The following is a 19630-nucleotide window of genomic DNA, read 5'->3' on the forward strand; positions in this document are numbered from 1 at the left end:
ACTAGATATGAGATTGACAGGGAAGCAAACATGGGTATTTCAAAATCATATATTTGTGAATGCAACAGGTACTGCTGTCGGTCCAAAAGAAGCGGAAGGTCCTCTTGGAAAGTGTTTTGATATTTCATATAATGACTTGCACTGTGAGGAAGAAAATTGGGAGCTGGCTGAAAGAAGATTGATGAATGATTCGATTCACCAGGTCATGCAAAAAGGGGATATAAGGCCTTCGCAAATTGATTTTTTTTTAGCAGGTGATTTATTAAACCAAACAGTGACAGCAAATTACGTCGCTCGCGAGCTGGGTATTCCTTTTTTAGGTATGTTTAGTGCGTGTGCAACATCGATGGAGACTTTGGCAGTTGGCTCAGCTTTTATTGATGGTGGTTTTGCTAACCGTGTAATCGCGACAGTAAGTAGTCATAATGCAACAGCTGAAAGACAATTTCGTTATCCGACAGAGTATGGTGGTCAAAGACCTGGGACAGCAACTTCGACTGTGACTGGAGCAGGCACAGCTTTAATTAGTAAAGAGCGAAGTGCTATTAAAATAACGGCTGCGACGATTGGAAAAGTACAGGATTTAGGAATTACGAATCCATTTGATATGGGAGCGGCAATGGCGCCAGCTGCAGCTCATACAATTCAACAGCATTTTGAAGATTTAGGGAGAAGTGCAGCGGACTATGATCTTATCGTTACAGGTGATTTATCAGGTGTTGGGGCACCGATTACGAAGCAACTGCTACTTGAGGAAGGGTATGATCTAGGGAATATATATAATGATTGCGGATTAATGATCTATCACGAGGATCAAGAAGAGGTTTTTGCAGGTGGAAGTGGTTGTGCTTGTTCAGCGGTTGTAACATACGGACATTTACTACAAGAAATGCAAAAAGGAAATTTACAGCGTATTTTTGTAGTTGCAACAGGAGCATTATTAAGCCCGGTTATGATACAACAAAAAGAAACAATTCCAACAATTGCACACGGTGTTGTATTTGAAAGGGTAAAAGGAGTGTGAAGTTGTGGATTTTATATATGCATTTATCGTTGGAGGAGCCATTTGTGTAGTAGGACAAATTTTGTTGGACTTTGCAAAATTAACACCTGCTCATTTAATGGCAACTTTTGTAGTAGCTGGAGCTATTTTAGATAGTTTTGGACTATATGATAAGCTCATAAAATTTGCTGGTGCTGGAGCAACCGTTCCCATTACAAGTTTTGGGCATTCCCTTTTACATGGGGCATTAGAGGCGGCAGAGAAACATGGTTATTTAGGAATCGGAATTGGCATGTTTAGTTTAACTTCCGCGGGGATTTCAGCGGCGATATTATTTTCGTTCTTTATAGCACTTATATGTAAACCGAAAGGATAAATCAAATGAGACGAAGGGTTATTTTGGTGACAGATGGAGATGAATATGCAAAGCGAGTAATTGAGCTGTTAGCAAAGGAATTTGGAGGCCGGTGTATTTCTGCATCGCAAAGCAATCCAACGAAATTGACAGGAAAAAAGATTATGGAGCTAATTATGCAAACGCCATATGACCCTGTATTTGTCATGTTTGATGATAGTGGATTTATAGGAGAAGGTTCCGGTGAAAAGGCGTTAAAATATGTGGCAATGCATAAACAAATTGATGTTCTTGGTATTTTAGCTGTTGCATCTAATACACACCGCCTGGAGTGGGCTCGTGTAGATATCAGTGTAGATCGAGAAGGCAGATTAACAGAATATGGTGTTGATAAATTCGGACTTCCTGATGGTGAAATTGGCAGAATTAATGGGGATACGATTTATTGTTTAGATGAATTAAATGTCCCAGTTATTGTTGGGATTGGTGATGTTGGGAAGATGTGTGGAAATGATGAATGGGAGCGAGGATCACCAATTACTAAAAAAGCAATTCAATTAATTTTAGAAAGGAGTGGGTTTTATGATAAAACAGAAGAAAGTTAATATTCCGATTTCTTCTTTTTTGAGTGATAATGAAAATTATTTAAAACAAACAGCTGGACTTGGCGTCACATTTGATGTCGGCATTCGTAAGTTTCAAATTCTTGATAAAGAAATCGGTGTATTATTTGTAAATGGATTGTGTGATACCAACTATATCATCCATATTTTAGAAGAAGCAGTCGATACAAATGAGATCAGAGATGTGGAAGAAGATACAGTTAAGCTTTTAGAAAATCGACTTATTCATCAACAAGTAAGTAAAGTAAAAACGATGGATGAGGTGATGGTACAAGTATTATCTGGCCTTATTATAATTTTTGTAGAAGGTGAAACAGAGGCCTTCGCAATCGATGTCCGCAGTTATCCAGGACGAACACCGACAGAGCCAGATACAGAAAAAGTGGTACGTGGGGCAAGGGATGGTTTCGTAGAAAATATTATTGTGAATACAGGACTAATAAGAAGGCGTATTCGTGATCCACGCCTTCGAAACGAAATTATTCGGGTTGGGGATCGGTCACAAACGGATATTTGTATTACGTATGTTCAGGATGTTGCTAATCCAGATTTGGTAAAGATCATTAAGCAAGAACTAGAGAATATTGAAGTAGATGGAATTACGATGGCTGACAAAACGATTGAAGAATTTTTAGTAAAGCAAGGATACAATCCTTTCCCGCTCATTCGTTATACAGAAAGACCAGATGTAGCAGCGACTCATTTGCTCGAGGGACATGTGTTAGTTATCGTTGATACATCTCCAAGTGTGATGATTACACCAACAACTTATTTTCATCATGTACAGCATGCAGAAGAGTTTAGACAAAATCCAGCGGTTGGTACATTTTTACGATGGATACGATTTGTTGGTATCTTATTTTCATTGTTTTTGATGCCTTTTTGGCTCGTATTTGTTTTAGATCCAACATTATTACCGGAAAACCTAGCTTTTATTGGACCGAATAAAATGACACATTTACCCATTTTATTGCAAATTCTTATGGCAGATATTGGACTCGAATTTTTAAGGATGGCATCGATTCATACGCCAACCCCTCTATCATCAGCTGCCGGCTTAATTTCAGCGATTTTAATTGGACAAATTGCAATTGATGTTGGGCTATTTGTTCCTGAAGTTATTTTATATACAGCTCTTTCGATGATTGGGATATATGCGACACCGAGTTATGAATTAGGACTTGGAAATAAACTAGGGAAATTATTTGTTGTTATTTTAACTGGTTTTTTCCATGAAATAGGATTCGTTATTGGGATGACGACGTTACTCTTGTTTTTAACATCGATTAAAAGTTTACAAACACCGTATCTATGGCCATTCCTACCATTTGATTGGGGGGCATTAACAAAAATTTTATTACGCCCGACCATTTCTAGTTTGAAAGTGCGTCCAAGCATTGTACATCCACAAAATATACGTAGACAAAAATAAGCAGGAGTATATTCCTGCTTATTTTTCATTATAAATTTATCGTTTTTTAACAAAAACACAACATTTTTTTCGTACACTTAGAGTAGATATTGTGTATGAAAGGGGAAGAGAGAATGATCAAATTATTTGTAAGCGATTTAGACGATACACTTGTTTATAATGTAAGCAATATTCATAAGGAAGATGAAAAAGCACTTTGTTGGTTAGCAGAAAAAGGGACAAATATTTGCTTTGCTTCTGGCCGTTTTACACATCGGATTCACGATGCGGTTAGGAAATTCGCCTTTCCATATTATACGACAGGATTAAATGGAGCTACGATGTTATTGCCAAACGGACAAATATTTCATGAATCAACATTTGATGATGAAGTTGCCCAGGAAATATATCGATATATACATGAAAAAAAACTAGCTGACATTGTGTGCGCAAAAGAGCAGCGATATACGAAAAAGAAAAATGAACATCATCATGTTTTTGAAGAATCTATGAGCGTGCATATTGCTGAAGTAGAAGCATTGGAAGAAGAATTTGGTAAGACAGTCCATCCTGCGAAGTTATTTGTGTATGGAGCAGAAGAAAAAATTGTAGCATTAGATCAAGAATTAAGAGAAACCTTTCAGGAACAAGCTGAAATTTTTATTTCTGGAAAATGTTATGTTGATATTATGCCAATAGGTGTGAGTAAAGGGAAGGCTTTGAAACGTTTAATGGAGCATTTGAAAATTGAAGCGAATGAAGTAGCATGTATTGGTGATTCTTTTAATGATATTTCTATGTTTGCAGTAACACCGCATTCATTTACTCTTCATCATGCACACCCGTATGTGAAGGGAAAAGCGAACCATGTTGTTCGTTCTGTAGAAGAAGCCATTATGAAATTACCGCTACTTGTATAATAAAAAGCTCGTCATTGACGAGCTTTTTATTACTTAAATAATGATTTAATAAAATCAATGATACTAGAGAAGAAATCTTTTACTTTATCTAAGAAACCTTGGCCTTCCTCAGATCCTAAGAAAGCTGAAACATGTTCTTTCGCTTTATCTAATTGACTACCAACTTGGTTCCAATCGATATTTAAATTTTTCATCTTATCAAAGAGTGAAACTAAACTATCTAACTGTTCATCTGTTAGGGTAATGCCAAGTTGATCCGCAATTTTTTGAATCAGTGCACGTAAATCCTCTGTTGTTTTGGGTTGTTCTTTGGCAATTTCTTCTTTTACTTTTGCAACGAGCTGAACAGCTTTTTCTTCACCAATTTTGTCACCAAGTTTCGCGGTTTGTACCATCTCTTCATTGGCTACTTTTTTTACTTCTTCAGGAATTTCTTTATTCGCTGTTGTTTCGTAAGCTTTCATTAAGCCTGTTAAAGCAGCTGTTCCTGATACCTTAAATGGTGCAGTGATTTGAATTTCTGCATCTTTAACACCTGCTGTAATAAGTGCGTTTGTGTACATTGCATCTGTTACCCAGTTAATGTTTTTTGCTCGTACAATAAGACCAGATCCTGGTTTTGTATACGTAATCATAGAAGAAGAAATCGCTCTCGTACCAATTTGCGCTTTTGGAACGATACCTTCTAGAAATTTATGTTCTTCCGCATTAGATACAGTAATAATTTGCGCATCTTTAGGTGCCTTCATTTCTTTTAAAAGATCTTGTTTTTGTTGTTCAGATAAATTTTCTCCTAATGTAACGATTGATTCTCCCTCAATTATGTCTGCAAATGAAGCTGTTGGCATAATGAATACCGTGACAGCTAATAGCAGAGCTAATAGTTTCGTTTTCACGAAAAATCGCTCCCTTTCTCTTTCTGGAATTTGCGGGCAACACAGTAATTATAGTATATTTTTAAAATTTGTCATCCGTCTTCTTGCTGATTTTAAAAAAGAAGCATACGGATTGTCGGATTCTTTTTGTTTCTGAGCACGAATATGGTAATATAGTGCTGAGATAGTTGAAAGGAGACATACACGTATGAAAACTTTAGGATACATATTAATGGAGAATGGTGAAAAAATCGAATTGGAATTTTTCCCAGAAGAAGCACCGAAAACAGTTGAAAACTTTAAAAAATTAGCAGATCAAGGATTTTATAACGAAGTTACATTCCACCGCGTGATTCCTGGTTTTGTAAGCCAGGGCGGAGACCCAACAGGAACAGGAGCAGGTGGCCCAGGTTACTCAATTCCATGTGAAACTGATGGAAATCCTCATAGACATGTAGTTGGATCACTTTCTATGGCACATGCTGGCCGTAATACAGGTGGTAGCCAATTCTTTATCGTTCATGAGCCGCAACCACATTTAGATGGTGTACATACTGTATTTGGTAAAGTGACAAGTGGTATTGAAACAGTATTAAATATGCGTCAAGGCGATACAATGAAAGAAGTTAAAGTTTGGGAAGAGTAAGTTGAAGAGAGCACTGTGCTCTCTTTTTCTTTTTTTCGTTGTTATATAATCATCATTCAAAAATTTCAGAAGATATTAAGGCGAGATAGGAAATATTTGGGGATAAAGTTTTGCTTTGTTCAATGTTTGTAGTGGCAAGTAGAGAAAAAACTTAAATAAGAAAAGTTTTACTCTATAAACAGGAATTTGTAAGCAACGTGCAGTAAATGATAAGAGAGAGTAAAGGATAAAGTTCTTATAGCTGACTAAACTGTTAGCAATAGAACTATTTTTGCAAAAATACATAGGATACAGAGAAGTTTTATTTCGCTATTCACGGTCAATAAACTTTGTAGTTCAATGAGTTCTACGAGAAGATAAAAAATTAGACGGAGTTTATTCATTCGTTTTAGAAAATTAAATTCTCAATGAGAAAAGTTTCCTTTATTAGTGAAAATAAAGGAATACTATACATTTGACTTTCCTAAACTCTCTTTGTATGATTATCAAGTTGTTTTGGTAGCCCTTCTCACTATAGTGAAAATATTGTAGAATGGATATGAGGTAGAAATAGTGGTAGAGGGGATATATGGTTTATAACTTTTGTAAGAAGGGATAAGGTTTATGTTAATTCGTTTTAAAAAAAGTTATGAAAAGATTGCAATGGGGCTTCTTTCTTTTATGCCGACTGAAAAAGATGTAAAAACTTTACAATTAACAATGAAAGAATATGATAAAAATGATAGTTGGCAACTGTATTTGTGGAAACAAAATGATGATTTTGTTGGGATAGTTGGAATTATCAATGAAAAAAATGTATTAGAGATTCAACATCTTAGTGTAAATCCATCACATCGTCACATGGGGATTGGTACGAAAATGGTACAAGAGTTAAAAAATAAGTTTCAAGGTGTTACAATTTGTGGTAATGAACAAACTGCTAGTTTTTGCGAAAAGTGTAAGGAAGTTGAACAGAATATACATTCATGAAAGCAGAGATAGAAAACATGTCATCTCTGCTTTCTCTTTTTTAGTTGCTTGTTTCGTTCGGCAATTACATCATTTCTGTCCCGCAATTTATGTTTATGGATAATGTACTCAGTAGCTAGCGAATGAGCATCTTTCCAAGGAATCCTTTTTTCTGTACACAATTGCAAGCATGTGTTTTCTAAAAAAGGATCTGAGAAAGGTAAAAATATAGGTGTAAAAGGTTCTTTCCTTTGAATAGACTGTAATTGTTTTTGCAAAATAGTTAAAAGTTTAGGGTGATCAAGACCTAATTTGTGTACTTGTTGACTTTCTTTTTTTAAAATAGCAATGGCGCTTTTCATCATTCGTATTGAACCATTCCAATTCGAGCGTCTGTGATGGTATAAAGAAACTGCTATTTGAATAAAACCAACCCAGTAGCTGTCACGCTCTCCTCGTGGTTTTAATTTCCAATATTCTTCTAGTACTTCGTGACATTCAAAGTAATCGTAATCTCCATGAAAATGAATTAAAAACTGTATGTATGCAGTAGGGTACATTCTTTTCGCTCCTGTCTAAACGGTCTTACGTACAGTGTATCATGAAGCGAAGCTGTAATGTGAGTAGGGGAAAGTTCTAACGCCTTTATTTTTTCAAAACTGCGAGATAAATAATAAACGACTAGAGAATCTCTAGCCGTTTATTATATTCTGCATTAGCAGAAGCAAGCCGCGCCTACAATGATTAATAAGATAAAGAGCACAACAAGCAAAGCGAAACCGCCGTGAAAACCACAATCAACATGGCCCATAGTTTTTTACCTCCTACATTGAACTTACTACACTTTTATCATATGAAGGGGTGGGCATTGTTGCATGGGCAGATGTCTATTTTTAACTAAATTTCTTAAAAAGGTTGGATAGAACATAAGTATGCTCTATACTTATGTTGTTATAGAAAAAATGTGGTGGGATGCTTTGTGCAATATAATTTTAAAGTAGAGGCTTTTGAAGGGCCTTTAGATTTATTGTTACACTTAATTCATCGTTATGAAATCGATATATATAATATTCCTGTAGCGGAAATTACAGAGCAGTATTTATCTTATATTCATACGATGAAAGAATTGCAACTGGATGTTGCAAGTGAGTATTTGGTGATGGCTGCAACGCTATTGCAAATTAAAAGTAAAATGCTGTTACCGAAACAAGAGGAAGATGTACCTGATAATGGTGAAGACTTTATAGATGATCCCCGTCAAGAGTTGATGGAGCGGTTAATTGAATATAAAAAATATAAGCAAGTTGCTGCTGAATTAAAAGAGAGAGAACAAGAAAGAGCACAACTTTATACACGTCCACCAATCGATTTTACATCGTTTCAGCAAGAAGAGGAGACAAGTTTACCTCTCGATGTCACACTGTATGATATGTTAGCAGCATTTCAAAAACTTATGCGTCGTAAAAAATCAAAACGTCCAGTAACAACGCGGATAACTCGTCAAGAAATACCGATTGAACAACGTATGAGTGATATTTTACAGCAATTAGAAACAGCTGAAGGACGCCAAAGTTTTTATGATTTATTTGTTGATGAAGAGCGCGAAGTAATGGTAGTAACGTTTTTAGCTGTACTCGAACTTATGAAAAACCAACAAATTATTATTGAGCAAGAACACAATTTTGATGAAATCTTTTTGACTCGCTCTAAAGCTTAGTAAAATACCGATTTCAAGATTGCGAGGAAAACTAGCAGTAAGTATTTGATTAGTGAGAGCTAATGATCAGTGGAAATACCCCACTGATCAAAGTTTCACATCATCTTGTTTGGGAACAATAGAAGGAGTGTTGGACCGGACGCAATATACTGTGATTCGGTTTTTGCCATGGATATTTTTGTATGGAAAGATATGGGAAAGGAGATTATACGTTGGATAGAAAAGAACAGATGGCAATTATTGAGGGGCTTTTATTTGTTGCGGGTGATGAAGGGATTTACCCGGAACAAATTGCAAAAGTACTTGAGATTGAAGTGGAAGATGTAATTAAGATTATTGAGGAAATGCAAAGGAAATGTGAAGGTGTACAGCGAGGTTTGCAAATTGTACAATTTGCAAAAGTGTATCGTCTTGCCACGAAAAAAGAACACGCGCCTTATTATCAAAAGCTAATGGATACACCAACAGCTGCGCCTCTTTCCCAGGCAGCTCTTGAAACATTGGCGATTGTTGCCTATCGTCAGCCGATTACAAGAACTGAAATGGAAGAGATTCGTGGTGTGAAAACAGATCGAGCATTGCAAACATTGGTTTCACACTTACTTATAAAAGAAACGGGTCGGGCAGAAGGACCAGGGCGCCCTATTTTATATGGTACTACGAAAGAGTTCTTAGATACGTTTGGACTTCAAACATTAGATGATTTACCGACCCTTTCAGAAGAAAATGAACAAATGAATGAAGCAGACTTATTCTTTGGCTCCTTGCAGGAACTGTCAAAATCGTAGCTTAGCACATTGCTAAGCTTTTTTTTGTATATGAAATATGCCTCGTGCCATACTAAATGAAAAAAGGAGACGAATTATGAAAGGTGTACGGATTATTCTATTGCTAGTTTCTGTTTTATTATGTTTTTCATTAAACAGCACATCTGCCAAAAGATATATGACGTCTGTTCATACTGCGTCCTCTTTTTCCATGCAACGTCCGCATTTAGGAAGAATGAAAGTGAGTTTTTTTAAGGTAGGACAAGGTGATGCTACACTTATTATTTTACCTAATGGTCAAACAATGTTAATCGATGGAGGACCTTATGAGGCTGGAGAGGTAATCATTCAAAAATTAATTGAAAAGGGAATCAATCATTTAGACGTTGTGGTAGGGACTCATCCAGATATGGATCATATAGGCGGGCTTATACCGATTATAGAACAAATGCCAGTGTCACTTATATTAGATAGCGGCAAAACCTATAGTTCTTTTACATATCATACGTATAGGAATAATATTAAGAAGAGGGGTATTCCGTTTGTTCGTGTAAAACAAGGACAGCATATCCCGTTAGATCCTAAAGTTTCAATCCAGGTATTAAATAATGGAAAGTCAAAAAATGAAAATAATGAATCATCAATTGTTTTAAAAGTTCGATATGGTAAAGCTGATTTTTTATTAATGGGAGATGCGGATATACAAACTGAAAAGAAAATAATAAAGCAGTATGATGTACATGCAGATGTTTTAAAAGTAGGACACCACGGTTCATATACGTCAACCAGTGAACAATTTTTAGATAAGGCAAATCCTCAATTCGCTATTATTTCTTATGATAAAAAAAATCCATATGGGCATCCACATCAAAGTGTAATAAAAAGGTTAAAGAGATATGGTGTGATGACCTATACAACGGATAAACGAACGGTAGAAATTGAAACGAATGGAGAGCATATTATAATGTGGCCTAATGTGCGACTTCCATTATTAAAGTAAATCACTATTCTTACTGTTATATATCTAAATAAAATAAGGAATCGTTACCAAATTTCATAAAAGGTTCACTGTCTCCTTTTGGAAAAAGTGAATAATATATATTATAATGAGAGAAGAAAAATAAATTTCCTTTTTTAATCATAAAAGAGGAAATTTATTTATAATGTATAGACAACTACTCGTGTATATATTAAGATGGAATTAGGCAAATAGGTAATAATAACAAGTAGGTATTTCATGGGAAAGGATCGATGAAAATGAAAACGCAAGTTGTCATCAACGCCAAAATTTATACAGGTCACGAGGTAATGGAAAGTGGATTTATTCGTTACGCAGAAAAAATTGAAGAAATTGGTTTGATGGCTCAATATGTATCACAAGAAAATGAAACTGTTTTTGATGCAGAAGGAAAAATTGTGATTCCAGGTATGATCGATGTTCATATTCATGGTGGATACGATATTGATGCGATGGATGCAAATAGCGATGGATTGGTAACTCTAGGTAAAGAAATGTTAAAAGAAGGGGTTACAACTTACTTCCCAACAACAATGACACAGGCTCCAGAAGCAATTGAAGCAGCTTTAAGTGCTGCAAAAGAAGCGAAAGAAAAAGGAGCGCATTTTGAATATATCCATTTAGAAGGACCATATGTTTCAAAAAAACGTGCAGGAGCACAGCCACTTGAGCATATCGTTCCTGCGAATATTGAACAATTTAAACAATGGCAAGAAGCAAGCGGTAATCTAATTAAATTAGTAACCTATGCACCAGAAGAAGAGGGTGCGGCAGAGTTTGAACAGTATCTTGCTGAAACTGGTGTTGTTGGTACAATAGGGCATACAGATGCAATTGATGCACAATTAAAAAATAGAAATATTACACACGCTACACACTTATACAATCAAATGCGTGGTTTACATCACCGTGAACCAGGTGTTGTTGGTCATGTGTTATTGAACCCAGATGTAATGGTTGAAGTTATTACAGATGGTATTCACATTCACCCAGACATGGTGAAATTAGCATATAAATTAAAAGGTCCTAAAAAAATAAGTGTCATTACTGATGCGATGCGTGCAAAAGGTTTAGAAGACGGATTATATGAACTTGGTGGACAGCCTGTACACGTAAAAGATGGCAGTGCTCGTTTAGAAGACGGAACGTTAGCTGGTAGTATCTTGAAAATGGACCAAGCATTCCGAAATGTAATTGAATTTACAGGCTGTTCTATTGATGATGCTGTTTTGATGACATCAGTTAACCAAGCAGAAGAATTTGGATTAACAAATAAAGGTACATTAGCAGCAGGGAAAGATGCAGACTTTGTTGTCATGACTGAAGATTTACATGTATATGATACAGTTCGATTAGGAATTCATATGAAGGAAGGGAAGTAAATAGATGAATATTCTTGTTGTGAAAACTCCAGAAGAATTGGCAGAAGCGGGTTATAAATTAATTGAAGAAGTTGTAAAATCAAAAGAAAATCCAACATTAGGAATGGCTACAGGAAGCTCACCACTTGGGATTTATGCAGAAATGCGAAAAAATAAACTTGATACAAGCCGTGTAACCACTGTAAACTTAGATGAGTACGTAAATTTACCACACGAAGATAAAAACAGCTATCATTACTTTATGCAAGAACAGTTGTTTGATCATCTTCCATTTAAAGAAACTTATGTACCAAATGGGATGGCAAGTGATTTAGAAGAAGAGTGCAAGCGCTATGAAAGCATTCTAGCAGCTAACCCAGTTGACCTACAGATTCTTGGAATCGGTGAAAACGGTCACATCGGATTTAACGAGCCAGGAACAGCTTTTGATTCTCCAACTAACATTGTAGAATTAACAGAGTCTACACGCCAAGCAAACCTTCGTTTCTTCGAAAAAGAAGAAGATGTGCCAACTCATGCAATTACAATGGGGATTGGAAGCATTATGAAAGCAAAGCAAATTCTACTTGTTGCTATGGGACCAAAAAAAGCAGAAGCGATCAAGGAATTATTGCAAGGTGAGTATAGCGAAGCGTGCCCTGCTACAGTGTTGCAACGTCATCCGAATGTAACCGTAATTGCTGATCCAGAAGCTCTATCTTTATGCAGTGAGGCGATTGCTGATGAACATCGACAAGTATTCACCATTTCCGATCTATTATCAGATTCAAGAGTGGGTGAAACAGCTAATTGAGGACGGTGAATGGACGCCGGGAGATAAAATTCCATCTGAGAATGAACTTTGTGATAAGTTCGAAGTAAGTCGCATGACAATCAGACAGGCAATTAATAACTTAGTGGAACAAGGGTATTTATATCGAAAACGTGGAATTGGAACGTTCGTTCAACTTCCAAAAGTGGAGCAGAAACTGCAAGGAATGACGGGATTTACAGAGGATATGCTCTCCCGTGGTATGAAACCAAGCAGTCAGTTATTAAGCTTCCGCCTAGTTCCAGCTACTGCTAAAATAGCAGACCGGCTTAGAATTCAAGAGGGGGAATCGGTATATGAAGTGAGGCGTATTCGCTTAGCTGATGACGAACCGATTGCCTTTGAGACGGCATATTTGTCGCCAACTCTTGTAAAAGATATTAACGAAGAAATTCTGCAACAATCTTTATACGAACATTTAGAGAAAAAGTTAGGCTTTAAACTTGTTCGTGCTACCCAAGCAATTGAAGCGTCAATTGCAACAGATGATGAAGCGGAACATCTGCATATACCTAAAAAAGCACCTGTGCTTGTAATGCGACAATGGTCATATGCAGAAGGCGAATTACCGTTAGAATACGTGAAATGTATTTATCGTGGAGATCGTTATAAGTTTATTACGAATATTTCACGAAACAAGTAACATACTTTATTTTGTAAAATACATGAAACTCTCGATTCATTGGGTATGTAGAGAAATAAAAATACGACTCATCCTTATATGGAGTGAGTCGTATTTTTGTTTTGTTTTGAATTGTAAGTTACCACGTGTTCGACAGCGTCTTTAACAAACTCTACGACATAATGTGCATGTTCTTTCACTGCATCGTCAGCTTGTGACATGGCAAAGCTATGAGGTGTTAGATTGAACATAGGAATATCATTGTAAGAATCACCGATACAAGCAATTTCTTCAGGTTTTATTTGAAATTCTTCTAATAAAACAGAGATAGCCGATCCTTTACTAATATTTGGTGGCATAACATCTAAGCATTGTTCAGCTGAAATAAAAGTACTGACTTTCCCATGGAATTCTTCATCGATTTTTTTCTGAAGGGCTTGTAAGTCTTCTTTTATGCCACCAACAGAAATTTTATTTGGGAAGATTGTGTCATCAATTTTTTGTAATAAATTTGGTTCTTCAACAGAAGTCATTGTAACTTGTTTTTCAAGTTCATGGATAAAAGGTGTTTTTTCTTCGATGTAATAATTATGTTCATCACTTACATAACGAAAATAAGGTTCCTCTTTTGTCATAGCTAACAAGTCAGGTAAAATATTTGAATCAAATGTCGCTGACAATAGCTGTTTATTTTCATGCGTATACACAAAGACACCGTTCACACTGATGCGGTGAAAATGAGTACCAACCTCTTTCATTAAACCAGCGATTTCATTATCAAGCCTGCCAGAGGCGAAACAAAGAATTACATCTTGCTCTGCGAGACTACGAAGTGCGGCAATATCTTCTTGATCAATGATGCCTCCATGTTGCATCATTGTACCATCAATATCGCTTACAAACATTTTAATCATGTTGCTTTGCTCCTTTCTATGTACATTCGCTCTTACATTATACGCATCTTGTGCAGTCATGTCTAAAAAATGACTTTTTCTAAAATGGTAGATGTTTTGCATTGACGAAAAAGAAGGATGTTCTGTAACATAAAAGCAGGCTATTTAAGTACGAGGGTGGTGTTATATGAATAATTATCTAGAAATTAAAAAAGTTTTAAATAATAATGTCATCATTGCGAGCCATCCGGAACATGAGGAAGTAGTAGTGATTGGCAAGGGAATTGGGTTTGGGAAAAAAACAAAAGATGTGTTAGAAGCGGAACAAATTGAAAAAATGTTTGTTTTAAAAAATGAACGTGACCGTGAACAATATAAGCTTTTAGTGCCACATGTGAGCGAAAAGTTAATTGAATTGATGAACGATATTATGCTGTATATTCAAGAGAAGGCGCAGTCACCATTAAACGAACATATTCATATTGCCTTAACAGATCATATTTCTTTTGCAATTAAACGACTGAAACAAGGTTTTACAATAGATAACCCTTTTTTAGTTGAAACAAAAATGCTGTACCCAGAAGAATATAAAATTGCTCAAGGAGTTGTGCAACTCCTGAATTCCCGTTTGCAAATTACACTTCCGGAAGGGGAAATTGGTTTTATAGCTCTGCATATTTATAGCTCTTTAACAAACTCTGATTTATCTTCTGTTAATCAAAACTCCCGTCTTATTGCACAGCTGGTTTCTTTAATTGAAACAAATTTACACCTTACCTTAGATCAAGAAAGCATACATTATCTACGTCTTATTCGTCACCTGCAATACGCAATTGAACGAGTGAAAAACGGAGAAAAGGTTGAAGAGTCGCAAGGGTTTGCCGAGTTGCTAAGAGTAGAGTATCCTATTTGCTATAATTTGGCATGGAAATTGGTAAAGGTAATGCAAAAGGAATTACAGTTACCTGTATATGAAGCGGAAAGTATTTATTTAACGATGCATTTGCAAAGATTAGTAAAAGCGGATCAGATGTAAAAATATTTTATTTTTGTCTAAAATGAAAACGTTAAAAAAAATGATTGAATCGCTTACAAATATTTAGTATAATAAGTCATGCAAAGTTATACAAATTTCGACAAACAATTTAAGGCAAATAACGAAAACGTTTGCTTTAAATAGTGAACTTATACGTAAAACTATTTTTGACACGTGTTACTGATTCGATCAGGCATGAGTGGAGAAAAGCCAGGAATGTAAGCTAGGGAAAGGGACATACTACCTTTTGTATAGCTACCGTTCTATCTTTTTTTCCTCATGCCTTTTTGGCGTTTGTCGAAAAATTATCAATATAGATAAGAGAGGAAGGGTTTCCATGTTTAAGAAGATCTTTGGTGTTCTTCAAAAGGTCGGAAAAGCGCTTATGCTTCCAGTAGCGATTTTACCGGCGGCAGGTATTTTACTTGGGTTTGGTAACGCATTTCAAAATGAAACGTTAACGGATTTCATGCCTGCTTTAAAAGCAGATTGGTTTGTCATGGTTGCCAAAATCATGGAACAATCTGGTGATATTATTTTCGCAAACCTTGCGTTGTTATTCGCAGTTGGGGTAGCGATTGGACTCGCTGGTGGAGACGGAGTAGCTGGATTAGCAGCATTCGTTGGCTACTTAATTATGAACAAAACTATGAGTGTGTTCTTAGAAGTAGATAAGCTAGTGAAAGTAACAAGCACTGGGTCTGATCCAGTTAAAATTGGTTTTACAGATCCTGCTTACGCCAATGTATTAGGGATTCCAACGTTACAAACAGGAGTATTTGGTGGTATTATCGTCGGAATATTAGCGGCATATTGCTATAATAAATACTTCAATATTGAATTGCCACCATACTTAGGATTCTTTGCAGGTAAACGTTTCGTACCGATTGCAACAGCAGCATTCTCTTTATTATTAGGGATTTTAATGTGCTTTATTTGGCCAACGATTCAAGGTGGCTTAAATACGTTCTCGCATCAAATGATTGATGCAAATAAAACGTTAGCGGCATTTATTTTTGGATTAATTGAACGTTCATTAATTCCATTTGGATTACATCACATTTTCTATTCACCATTCTGGTTTGAATTTGGTCAATATACAAATGCAGCGGGCGAATTAATTCGTGGTGACCAAAAGATCTTTATGGCACAATTAAAAGATGGTGTAGAATTAACAGCTGGTACATTTACAACAGGTAAATATCCGTTCATGATGTTCGGTCTTCCAGCAGCAGCTCTAGCAATGTATCATGAAGCACGTCCAGAAAATAAAAAATTAGCAGCTGGTATTTTAGGTTCTGCTGCGTTAACATCTTTCTTAACAGGTATTACAGAACCACTTGAATTCTCATTCTTATTCGTAGCACCAGTACTATTCGGAATACATGCTGTATTCGCTGGTCTATCATTTATGACAATGCATATTCTAGGTGTTAAAATTGGTATGACATTCTCTGGTGGTTTAATTGACTTCATGTTATTCGGTGTTCTTCAAAACCGTACACCATGGTGGTGGGTAATCGTTGTAGGTCTTGTACTTGCAGTTATTTACTACTTCGGATTCCGCTTTGCAATCCGTAAATGGGATTTAAAAACACCTGGCCGTGAAGTAACAAAAGATGCTGATGGCGCAGGGAAAACAGAAGCAGGTGAACTTCCTCGTGAAGTGTTAGTAGCACTTGGAGGTAAAGAGAATATTGCTTCTTTAGATGCTTGTATTACTCGTTTACGTGTTCAAGTTAATGAACAAAAAAATGTCAACAAAGATCGTTTAAAAGAACTTGGGGCAGCGGGAGTACTTGAAGTTGGAAATAATATTCAAGCTATTTTCGGACCTAAATCTGATACATTGAAATCACAAATTCATGATATTATGTCAGGTCGTACACCTCATATTGAAAAAGAAGATCCAGTAAAAGTAGAAGAACCTGTACAAAAAGCTGATACAAATGAAACAATTGTATCTCCAATTGAAGGGAAGCTTTTACCAATTACAGAAGTACCTGATCAAGTTTTTTCAGGGAAAATGATGGGTGATGGATTTGCAATTGAGCCAATGGAAGGAACAGTTGTTTCTCCAGTGGATGGAGAGATTGTTAATGTATTCCCAACAAAACATGCGATTGGTATTCAATCTGAAGGTGGAAAAGAAATCCTAATTCACTTCGGTATTGATACAGTAAAATTAAATGGTGAAGGTTTTGAAGCACTTGTAGCACAAGGCGATAAAGTGAAACAAGGACAACCTTTATTAAAAGTAGATCTAGCATTTGTAAAAGAAAATGCACCATCTATTATTACACCAATTATTTTTACAAATTTAGAGCAAGGGCAACAAGTTGAATTGAAAAAAGAAGGTAATGTTAAGAAGGGCGAAGCAGCTATTATTGACATTCAGTAAGAAATTGACGCAAAATGTTTATAATTATAATGGGCGATGTGGTTGACCGAACATCGCCTATTATATACAATATAGGTGGTGTAGTACTAACGTCTATACAACTTAAAAAATACTGTATTTAAAGGAGATAAATTATTATGGAAAAAATCTTTAAAGTAACTAGTGACTCAGGAATTCATGCTCGTCCAGCAACTCTACTTGTTAACACTGCAAGCAAATTTGGTGCTGACATTAACTTAGAGTATAACGGTAAAAACGTTAACTTAAAATCAATCATGGGTGTTATGTCTTTAGGTATTCAACAAGGCGCAGAAATTAAAATCACTGCAAATGGTGATGATGCAGCTCAAGCACTAGCAGCTATCGAAGAAACTATGAAAAACGAAGGATTAGGAGAATAATGACTCTTAATATTCAAGGGATCGCTGCATCAAGTGGGATTGCTATTGCAAAGGCTTTCAGACTTGAAAATCCTGAATTTAACATTGAAAAGAAAACGATTACGAACGAAGCTGCAGAAATTGCACGCTTAGACGCTGCGCTTGAGAAAGCAAAATCTGAATTAGAAGCAATTAAAGACCATGCTTTTGCTGAGCTTGGTGCTGATAAAGCTGCTATCTTCGAAGCACATTTACTAGTACTAAATGATCCAGAACTAGTTAACCCGGTAAAAGATAAAGTAAACAATGAAAAAGTAAATGCTGAATTTGCAATGGATGAAGTTGCAACAATGTTCATTACTATGTTTGAAAACATGGATAACGAATATATGAAAGAGCGTGCAGCGGATATTCGCGACGTAACAAAACGCGTTCTTGCACATTTACTAGGAATTAACTTCTCAAACCCAAGTACAATTTCTGAAGAAGTAATCATCATTGCTGAAGATTTAACACCATCTGATACAGCTCAATTAAACCGTAAATATGCAAAAGGTTTTACAACTGATATTGGTGGACGTACATCTCACTCTGCAATTATGGCTCGTTCTATGGAAATTCCAGCTGTTGTTGGTACAAAAGTTGTTATGGAGAAAATCCAAAACGGCGATATGGTAATTATCGACGGTTTAGATGGAGAAGTAATTGTGAGCCCATCTGAAGAAACTCTTCATGCTTTTGAAGAAAAGAAAGCGAAATTCGAAGAACAAAAAGCTGAATGGGCTAAGTTAAAAGATCAAGCAACTGTAACAAGCGATGGACATCATGTTGAGCTTGTTGCAAACATCGGAACACCAAATGATGTACAAGGTATCATTGACAATGGTGGAGAAGGCGTTGGTTTATACCGTACAGAATTCTTATACATGGGTCGTGATAATCTTCCAACAGAAGAAGAACAGTTCGAAGCGTATAAAGCAGTTCTTGAAGGTGTAAAAGAAGGTCAACCAGTTGTCGTTCGTACACTTGACATCGGTGGAGATAAAGAGCTTCCGTACTTACACTTACCAAAAGAAATGAACCCATTCTTAGGTTACCGTGCAATTCGCTTATGTCTTGAAGAACAAGATGTGTTCCGTACACAACTTCGTGCATTACTTCGTGCAAGCGTATATGGTAATTTAAAAATTATGTTCCCAATGATTGCAACTCTTGATGAATTCCGTCAAGCAAAAGCAATTTTATTGGAAGAGAAAGAAAGACTTGTTCAAGCTGGTACAACTGTTTCTGACGCTATTGAAGTAGGTATGATGGTAGAAATCCCTGCTTCTGCAGTATTAGCAGATCAGTTTGCTAAAGAAGTTGATTTCTTCTCTATCGGAACAAATGACTTAATCCAATACACAATGGCTGCTGACCGTATGAATGAGCGTGTATCTTACTTATACCAACCGTATAACCCGTCTATTTTACGTCTTGTAAAAATGGTTATCGATGCAGCTCATAAAGAAGGAAAATGGGCTGGTATGTGTGGTGAGATGGCAGGAGATTCACTTGCAATCCCATTATTACTTGGATTAGGATTAGATGAATTTAGTATGAGTGCAACATCTATCCTTCCTGCAAGAACACAACTGAGCAAGTTGTCAAAAGCACAAATGGAAGAGTTAGCACAAAAAGCATTGACAATGTCAACTGCTGAAGAAGTTGTTGAATTAGTTAAAAGCATTTAATACTAATAAAAAAACCTGAGCCGATTTGAAATCGGTCTCAGGTTTTTTTATATACTAAACCTAGATGAGCTTTTATAAATCTGGGGATA

At 36.1% G+C, this 19630-nt stretch carries 21 protein-coding genes; 17 read left to right on the forward strand and 4 right to left on the reverse strand.

All coding sequences use genetic code 11. From position 1 onward, the window contains the following. Positions 1 to 7: 7 nt before the first annotated feature. From spoVAD to Y7E_RS0109425, 5 genes are all read left to right on the forward strand, one after another. Positions 8 to 1024, forward strand: coding sequence for a stage V sporulation protein AD (gene spoVAD, locus Y7E_RS0109405; protein ID WP_017151021.1), 1017 nt, complete (start codon positions 8 to 10; stop codon positions 1022 to 1024). 4 nt (positions 1025 to 1028) lie between these two features. Next, positions 1029 to 1379 (forward strand): stage V sporulation protein AE, encoded by a 351-nt coding sequence (spoVAE, locus tag Y7E_RS0109410; protein ID WP_017151022.1) that lies wholly within the window; start codon positions 1029 to 1031, stop codon positions 1377 to 1379. 5 nt (positions 1380 to 1384) lie between these two features. Continuing rightward, positions 1385 to 1963, forward strand: coding sequence for a stage V sporulation protein SpoVABEA (spoVAEA, locus tag Y7E_RS0109415; RefSeq protein ID WP_026049157.1), 579 nt, complete (start codon positions 1385 to 1387; stop codon positions 1961 to 1963). Next, a complete protein-coding gene (locus tag Y7E_RS0109420; protein WP_017151024.1) occupies positions 1941 to 3413 on the forward strand; it encodes a spore germination protein in 1473 nt (490 codons plus the stop codon). Before spoVAEA ends, Y7E_RS0109420 begins: the two co-directional genes overlap by 23 nt. Before the next feature lie 95 nt (positions 3414 to 3508). Further along, positions 3509 to 4312 carry a Cof-type HAD-IIB family hydrolase gene (locus Y7E_RS0109425; protein WP_026049158.1) on the forward strand — a complete coding sequence of 268 codons (804 nt, stop codon included), beginning with the start codon at positions 3509 to 3511 and terminating at the stop codon, positions 4310 to 4312. A 29-nt stretch (positions 4313 to 4341) separates the two neighbouring features. On the opposite strand, the gene Y7E_RS0109430 is transcribed toward Y7E_RS0109425, so the two are convergent. After that, the gene (locus tag Y7E_RS0109430) at positions 4342 to 5208 is read right to left on the reverse strand and encodes a DUF1002 domain-containing protein (protein WP_017151026.1); all 867 of its coding nucleotides are present in this window, start codon (positions 5206 to 5208) and stop codon (positions 4342 to 4344) included. Between the two features lie 187 nt (positions 5209 to 5395). Between Y7E_RS0109430 and Y7E_RS0109435 the strand changes: the two genes are divergently transcribed. Together Y7E_RS0109435 and Y7E_RS0109440 are read left to right on the forward strand one after the other, a co-directional pair. Next, positions 5396 to 5833 carry a peptidylprolyl isomerase gene (locus tag Y7E_RS0109435; RefSeq protein WP_017151027.1) on the forward strand — a complete coding sequence of 146 codons (438 nt, stop codon included), beginning with the start codon at positions 5396 to 5398 and terminating at the stop codon, positions 5831 to 5833. A 603-nt stretch (positions 5834 to 6436) separates the two neighbouring features. Further along, positions 6437 to 6802: a GNAT family N-acetyltransferase gene (locus Y7E_RS0109440; RefSeq protein ID WP_017151028.1), complete on the forward strand. Its 366-nt coding sequence runs from the start codon at positions 6437 to 6439 to the stop codon at positions 6800 to 6802. A gap of 20 nt (positions 6803 to 6822) precedes the next feature. On the opposite strand, the gene Y7E_RS0109445 is transcribed toward Y7E_RS0109440, so the two are convergent. Together Y7E_RS0109445 and Y7E_RS30925 are read right to left on the reverse strand one after the other, a co-directional pair. Beyond that, positions 6823 to 7341 carry a DUF309 domain-containing protein gene (locus Y7E_RS0109445; protein ID WP_017151029.1) on the reverse strand — a complete coding sequence of 173 codons (519 nt, stop codon included), beginning with the start codon at positions 7339 to 7341 and terminating at the stop codon, positions 6823 to 6825. 155 nt (positions 7342 to 7496) lie between these two features. Further along, on the reverse strand, positions 7497 to 7592 hold the full coding sequence (locus tag Y7E_RS30925) for a YjcZ family sporulation protein (protein WP_017151030.1): 96 nt from the start codon (positions 7590 to 7592) through the stop codon (positions 7497 to 7499). 168 nt (positions 7593 to 7760) lie between these two features. Here Y7E_RS30925 and Y7E_RS0109455 point away from each other — a divergent pair, with 168 nt between their 5' ends. From Y7E_RS0109455 to phnF, 6 genes are all read left to right on the forward strand, one after another. Then, positions 7761 to 8498 carry a segregation/condensation protein A gene (locus Y7E_RS0109455; protein ID WP_017151031.1) on the forward strand — a complete coding sequence of 246 codons (738 nt, stop codon included), beginning with the start codon at positions 7761 to 7763 and terminating at the stop codon, positions 8496 to 8498. 212 nt (positions 8499 to 8710) lie between these two features. Further along, complete coding sequence (gene scpB, locus Y7E_RS0109460) at positions 8711 to 9286, forward strand: SMC-Scp complex subunit ScpB (RefSeq protein WP_017151032.1); 576 nt, start codon at positions 8711 to 8713, stop codon at positions 9284 to 9286. Between the two features lie 76 nt (positions 9287 to 9362). Then, entirely contained in the window at positions 9363 to 10265 is a 903-nt protein-coding gene (locus Y7E_RS0109465) for a ComEC/Rec2 family competence protein (RefSeq protein WP_017151033.1), read from the forward strand. Positions 10266 to 10522: 257 nt separating this feature from the next. Continuing rightward, on the forward strand, positions 10523 to 11665 hold the full coding sequence (gene nagA, locus Y7E_RS0109470) for an N-acetylglucosamine-6-phosphate deacetylase (protein ID WP_026049159.1): 1143 nt from the start codon (positions 10523 to 10525) through the stop codon (positions 11663 to 11665). Between the two features lie 4 nt (positions 11666 to 11669). Continuing rightward, positions 11670 to 12458, forward strand: coding sequence for a glucosamine-6-phosphate deaminase (gene nagB, locus Y7E_RS0109475; protein ID WP_017151035.1), 789 nt, complete (start codon positions 11670 to 11672; stop codon positions 12456 to 12458). Continuing rightward, complete coding sequence (gene phnF / locus Y7E_RS0109480) at positions 12388 to 13119, forward strand: phosphonate metabolism transcriptional regulator PhnF (RefSeq protein WP_081584591.1); 732 nt, start codon at positions 12388 to 12390, stop codon at positions 13117 to 13119. The genes nagB and phnF overlap by 71 nt, the downstream gene beginning before the upstream one ends. A gap of 74 nt (positions 13120 to 13193) precedes the next feature. Here the strand turns inward: phnF and Y7E_RS0109485 are convergent, their stop codons facing one another. Continuing rightward, a complete protein-coding gene (locus Y7E_RS0109485; protein ID WP_017151037.1) occupies positions 13194 to 14012 on the reverse strand; it encodes a Cof-type HAD-IIB family hydrolase in 819 nt (272 codons plus the stop codon). A gap of 166 nt (positions 14013 to 14178) precedes the next feature. Here Y7E_RS0109485 and glcT point away from each other — a divergent pair, with 166 nt between their 5' ends. The 4 genes from glcT to ptsP all read left to right on the forward strand — a co-directional run bounded on the left by glcT (position 14179) and on the right by ptsP (position 19541). After that, a complete protein-coding gene (gene glcT / locus Y7E_RS0109490) occupies positions 14179 to 15027 on the forward strand; it encodes a glucose PTS transporter transcription antiterminator GlcT (RefSeq protein ID WP_017151038.1) in 849 nt (282 codons plus the stop codon). A 337-nt stretch (positions 15028 to 15364) separates the two neighbouring features. Continuing rightward, on the forward strand, positions 15365 to 17428 hold the full coding sequence (gene ptsG / locus Y7E_RS0109495) for a PTS glucose transporter subunit IIABC (RefSeq protein WP_017151039.1): 2064 nt from the start codon (positions 15365 to 15367) through the stop codon (positions 17426 to 17428). 137 nt (positions 17429 to 17565) lie between these two features. Next, positions 17566 to 17829, forward strand: coding sequence for a phosphocarrier protein HPr (gene ptsH, locus Y7E_RS0109500; RefSeq protein ID WP_000411078.1), 264 nt, complete (start codon positions 17566 to 17568; stop codon positions 17827 to 17829). Further along, positions 17829 to 19541, forward strand: a complete 1713-nt coding sequence (ptsP, locus tag Y7E_RS0109505) for a phosphoenolpyruvate--protein phosphotransferase (RefSeq protein ID WP_017151040.1) — start codon at positions 17829 to 17831, stop codon at positions 19539 to 19541. The genes ptsH and ptsP overlap by 1 nt, the downstream gene beginning before the upstream one ends. Positions 19542 to 19630 lie beyond the last annotated feature (89 nt).

The sequence above is a fragment of the Bacillus bingmayongensis genome, from assembly GCF_000299035.1.
Lineage (GTDB): Bacteria > Bacillota > Bacilli > Bacillales > Bacillaceae_G > Bacillus_A > Bacillus_A bingmayongensis.

Bases quoted from the DNA above. Each gene is read 5' to 3' on its own strand.
- Y7E_RS0109440 (WP_017151028.1), top strand. From the start codon at position 6,437: ATGTTAATTCGTTTTAAAAAAAGTTATGAAAAGATTGCAATGGGGCTT.
- nagA (WP_026049159.1), top strand. From the start codon at position 10,523: ATGAAAACGCAAGTTGTCATCAACGCCAAAATTTATACAGGTCACGAG.
- Y7E_RS30925 (WP_017151030.1), bottom strand. From the start codon at position 7,592: ATGGGCCATGTTGATTGTGGTTTTCACGGCGGTTTCGCTTTGCTTGTT.
- spoVAD (WP_017151021.1), top strand. From the start codon at position 8: ATGAGATTGACAGGGAAGCAAACATGGGTATTTCAAAATCATATATTT.
- glcT (WP_017151038.1), top strand. From the start codon at position 14,179: ATGAATAATTATCTAGAAATTAAAAAAGTTTTAAATAATAATGTCATC.
- Y7E_RS0109425 (WP_026049158.1), top strand. From the start codon at position 3,509: ATGAAAGGGGAAGAGAGAATGATCAAATTATTTGTAAGCGATTTAGAC.
- Y7E_RS0109420 (WP_017151024.1), top strand. From the start codon at position 1,941: ATGATAAAACAGAAGAAAGTTAATATTCCGATTTCTTCTTTTTTGAGT.
- Y7E_RS0109485 (WP_017151037.1), bottom strand. From the start codon at position 14,012: ATGATTAAAATGTTTGTAAGCGATATTGATGGTACAATGATGCAACAT.
- phnF (WP_081584591.1), top strand. From the start codon at position 12,388: ATGAACATCGACAAGTATTCACCATTTCCGATCTATTATCAGATTCAA.
- spoVAEA (WP_026049157.1), top strand. From the start codon at position 1,385: ATGAGACGAAGGGTTATTTTGGTGACAGATGGAGATGAATATGCAAAG.
- Y7E_RS0109435 (WP_017151027.1), top strand. From the start codon at position 5,396: ATGAAAACTTTAGGATACATATTAATGGAGAATGGTGAAAAAATCGAA.
- Y7E_RS0109445 (WP_017151029.1), bottom strand. From the start codon at position 7,341: ATGTACCCTACTGCATACATACAGTTTTTAATTCATTTTCATGGAGAT.
- ptsP (WP_017151040.1), top strand. From the start codon at position 17,829: ATGACTCTTAATATTCAAGGGATCGCTGCATCAAGTGGGATTGCTATT.
- nagB (WP_017151035.1), top strand. From the start codon at position 11,670: ATGAATATTCTTGTTGTGAAAACTCCAGAAGAATTGGCAGAAGCGGGT.
- ptsH (WP_000411078.1), top strand. From the start codon at position 17,566: ATGGAAAAAATCTTTAAAGTAACTAGTGACTCAGGAATTCATGCTCGT.
- ptsG (WP_017151039.1), top strand. From the start codon at position 15,365: ATGTTTAAGAAGATCTTTGGTGTTCTTCAAAAGGTCGGAAAAGCGCTT.
- Y7E_RS0109465 (WP_017151033.1), top strand. From the start codon at position 9,363: ATGAAAGGTGTACGGATTATTCTATTGCTAGTTTCTGTTTTATTATGT.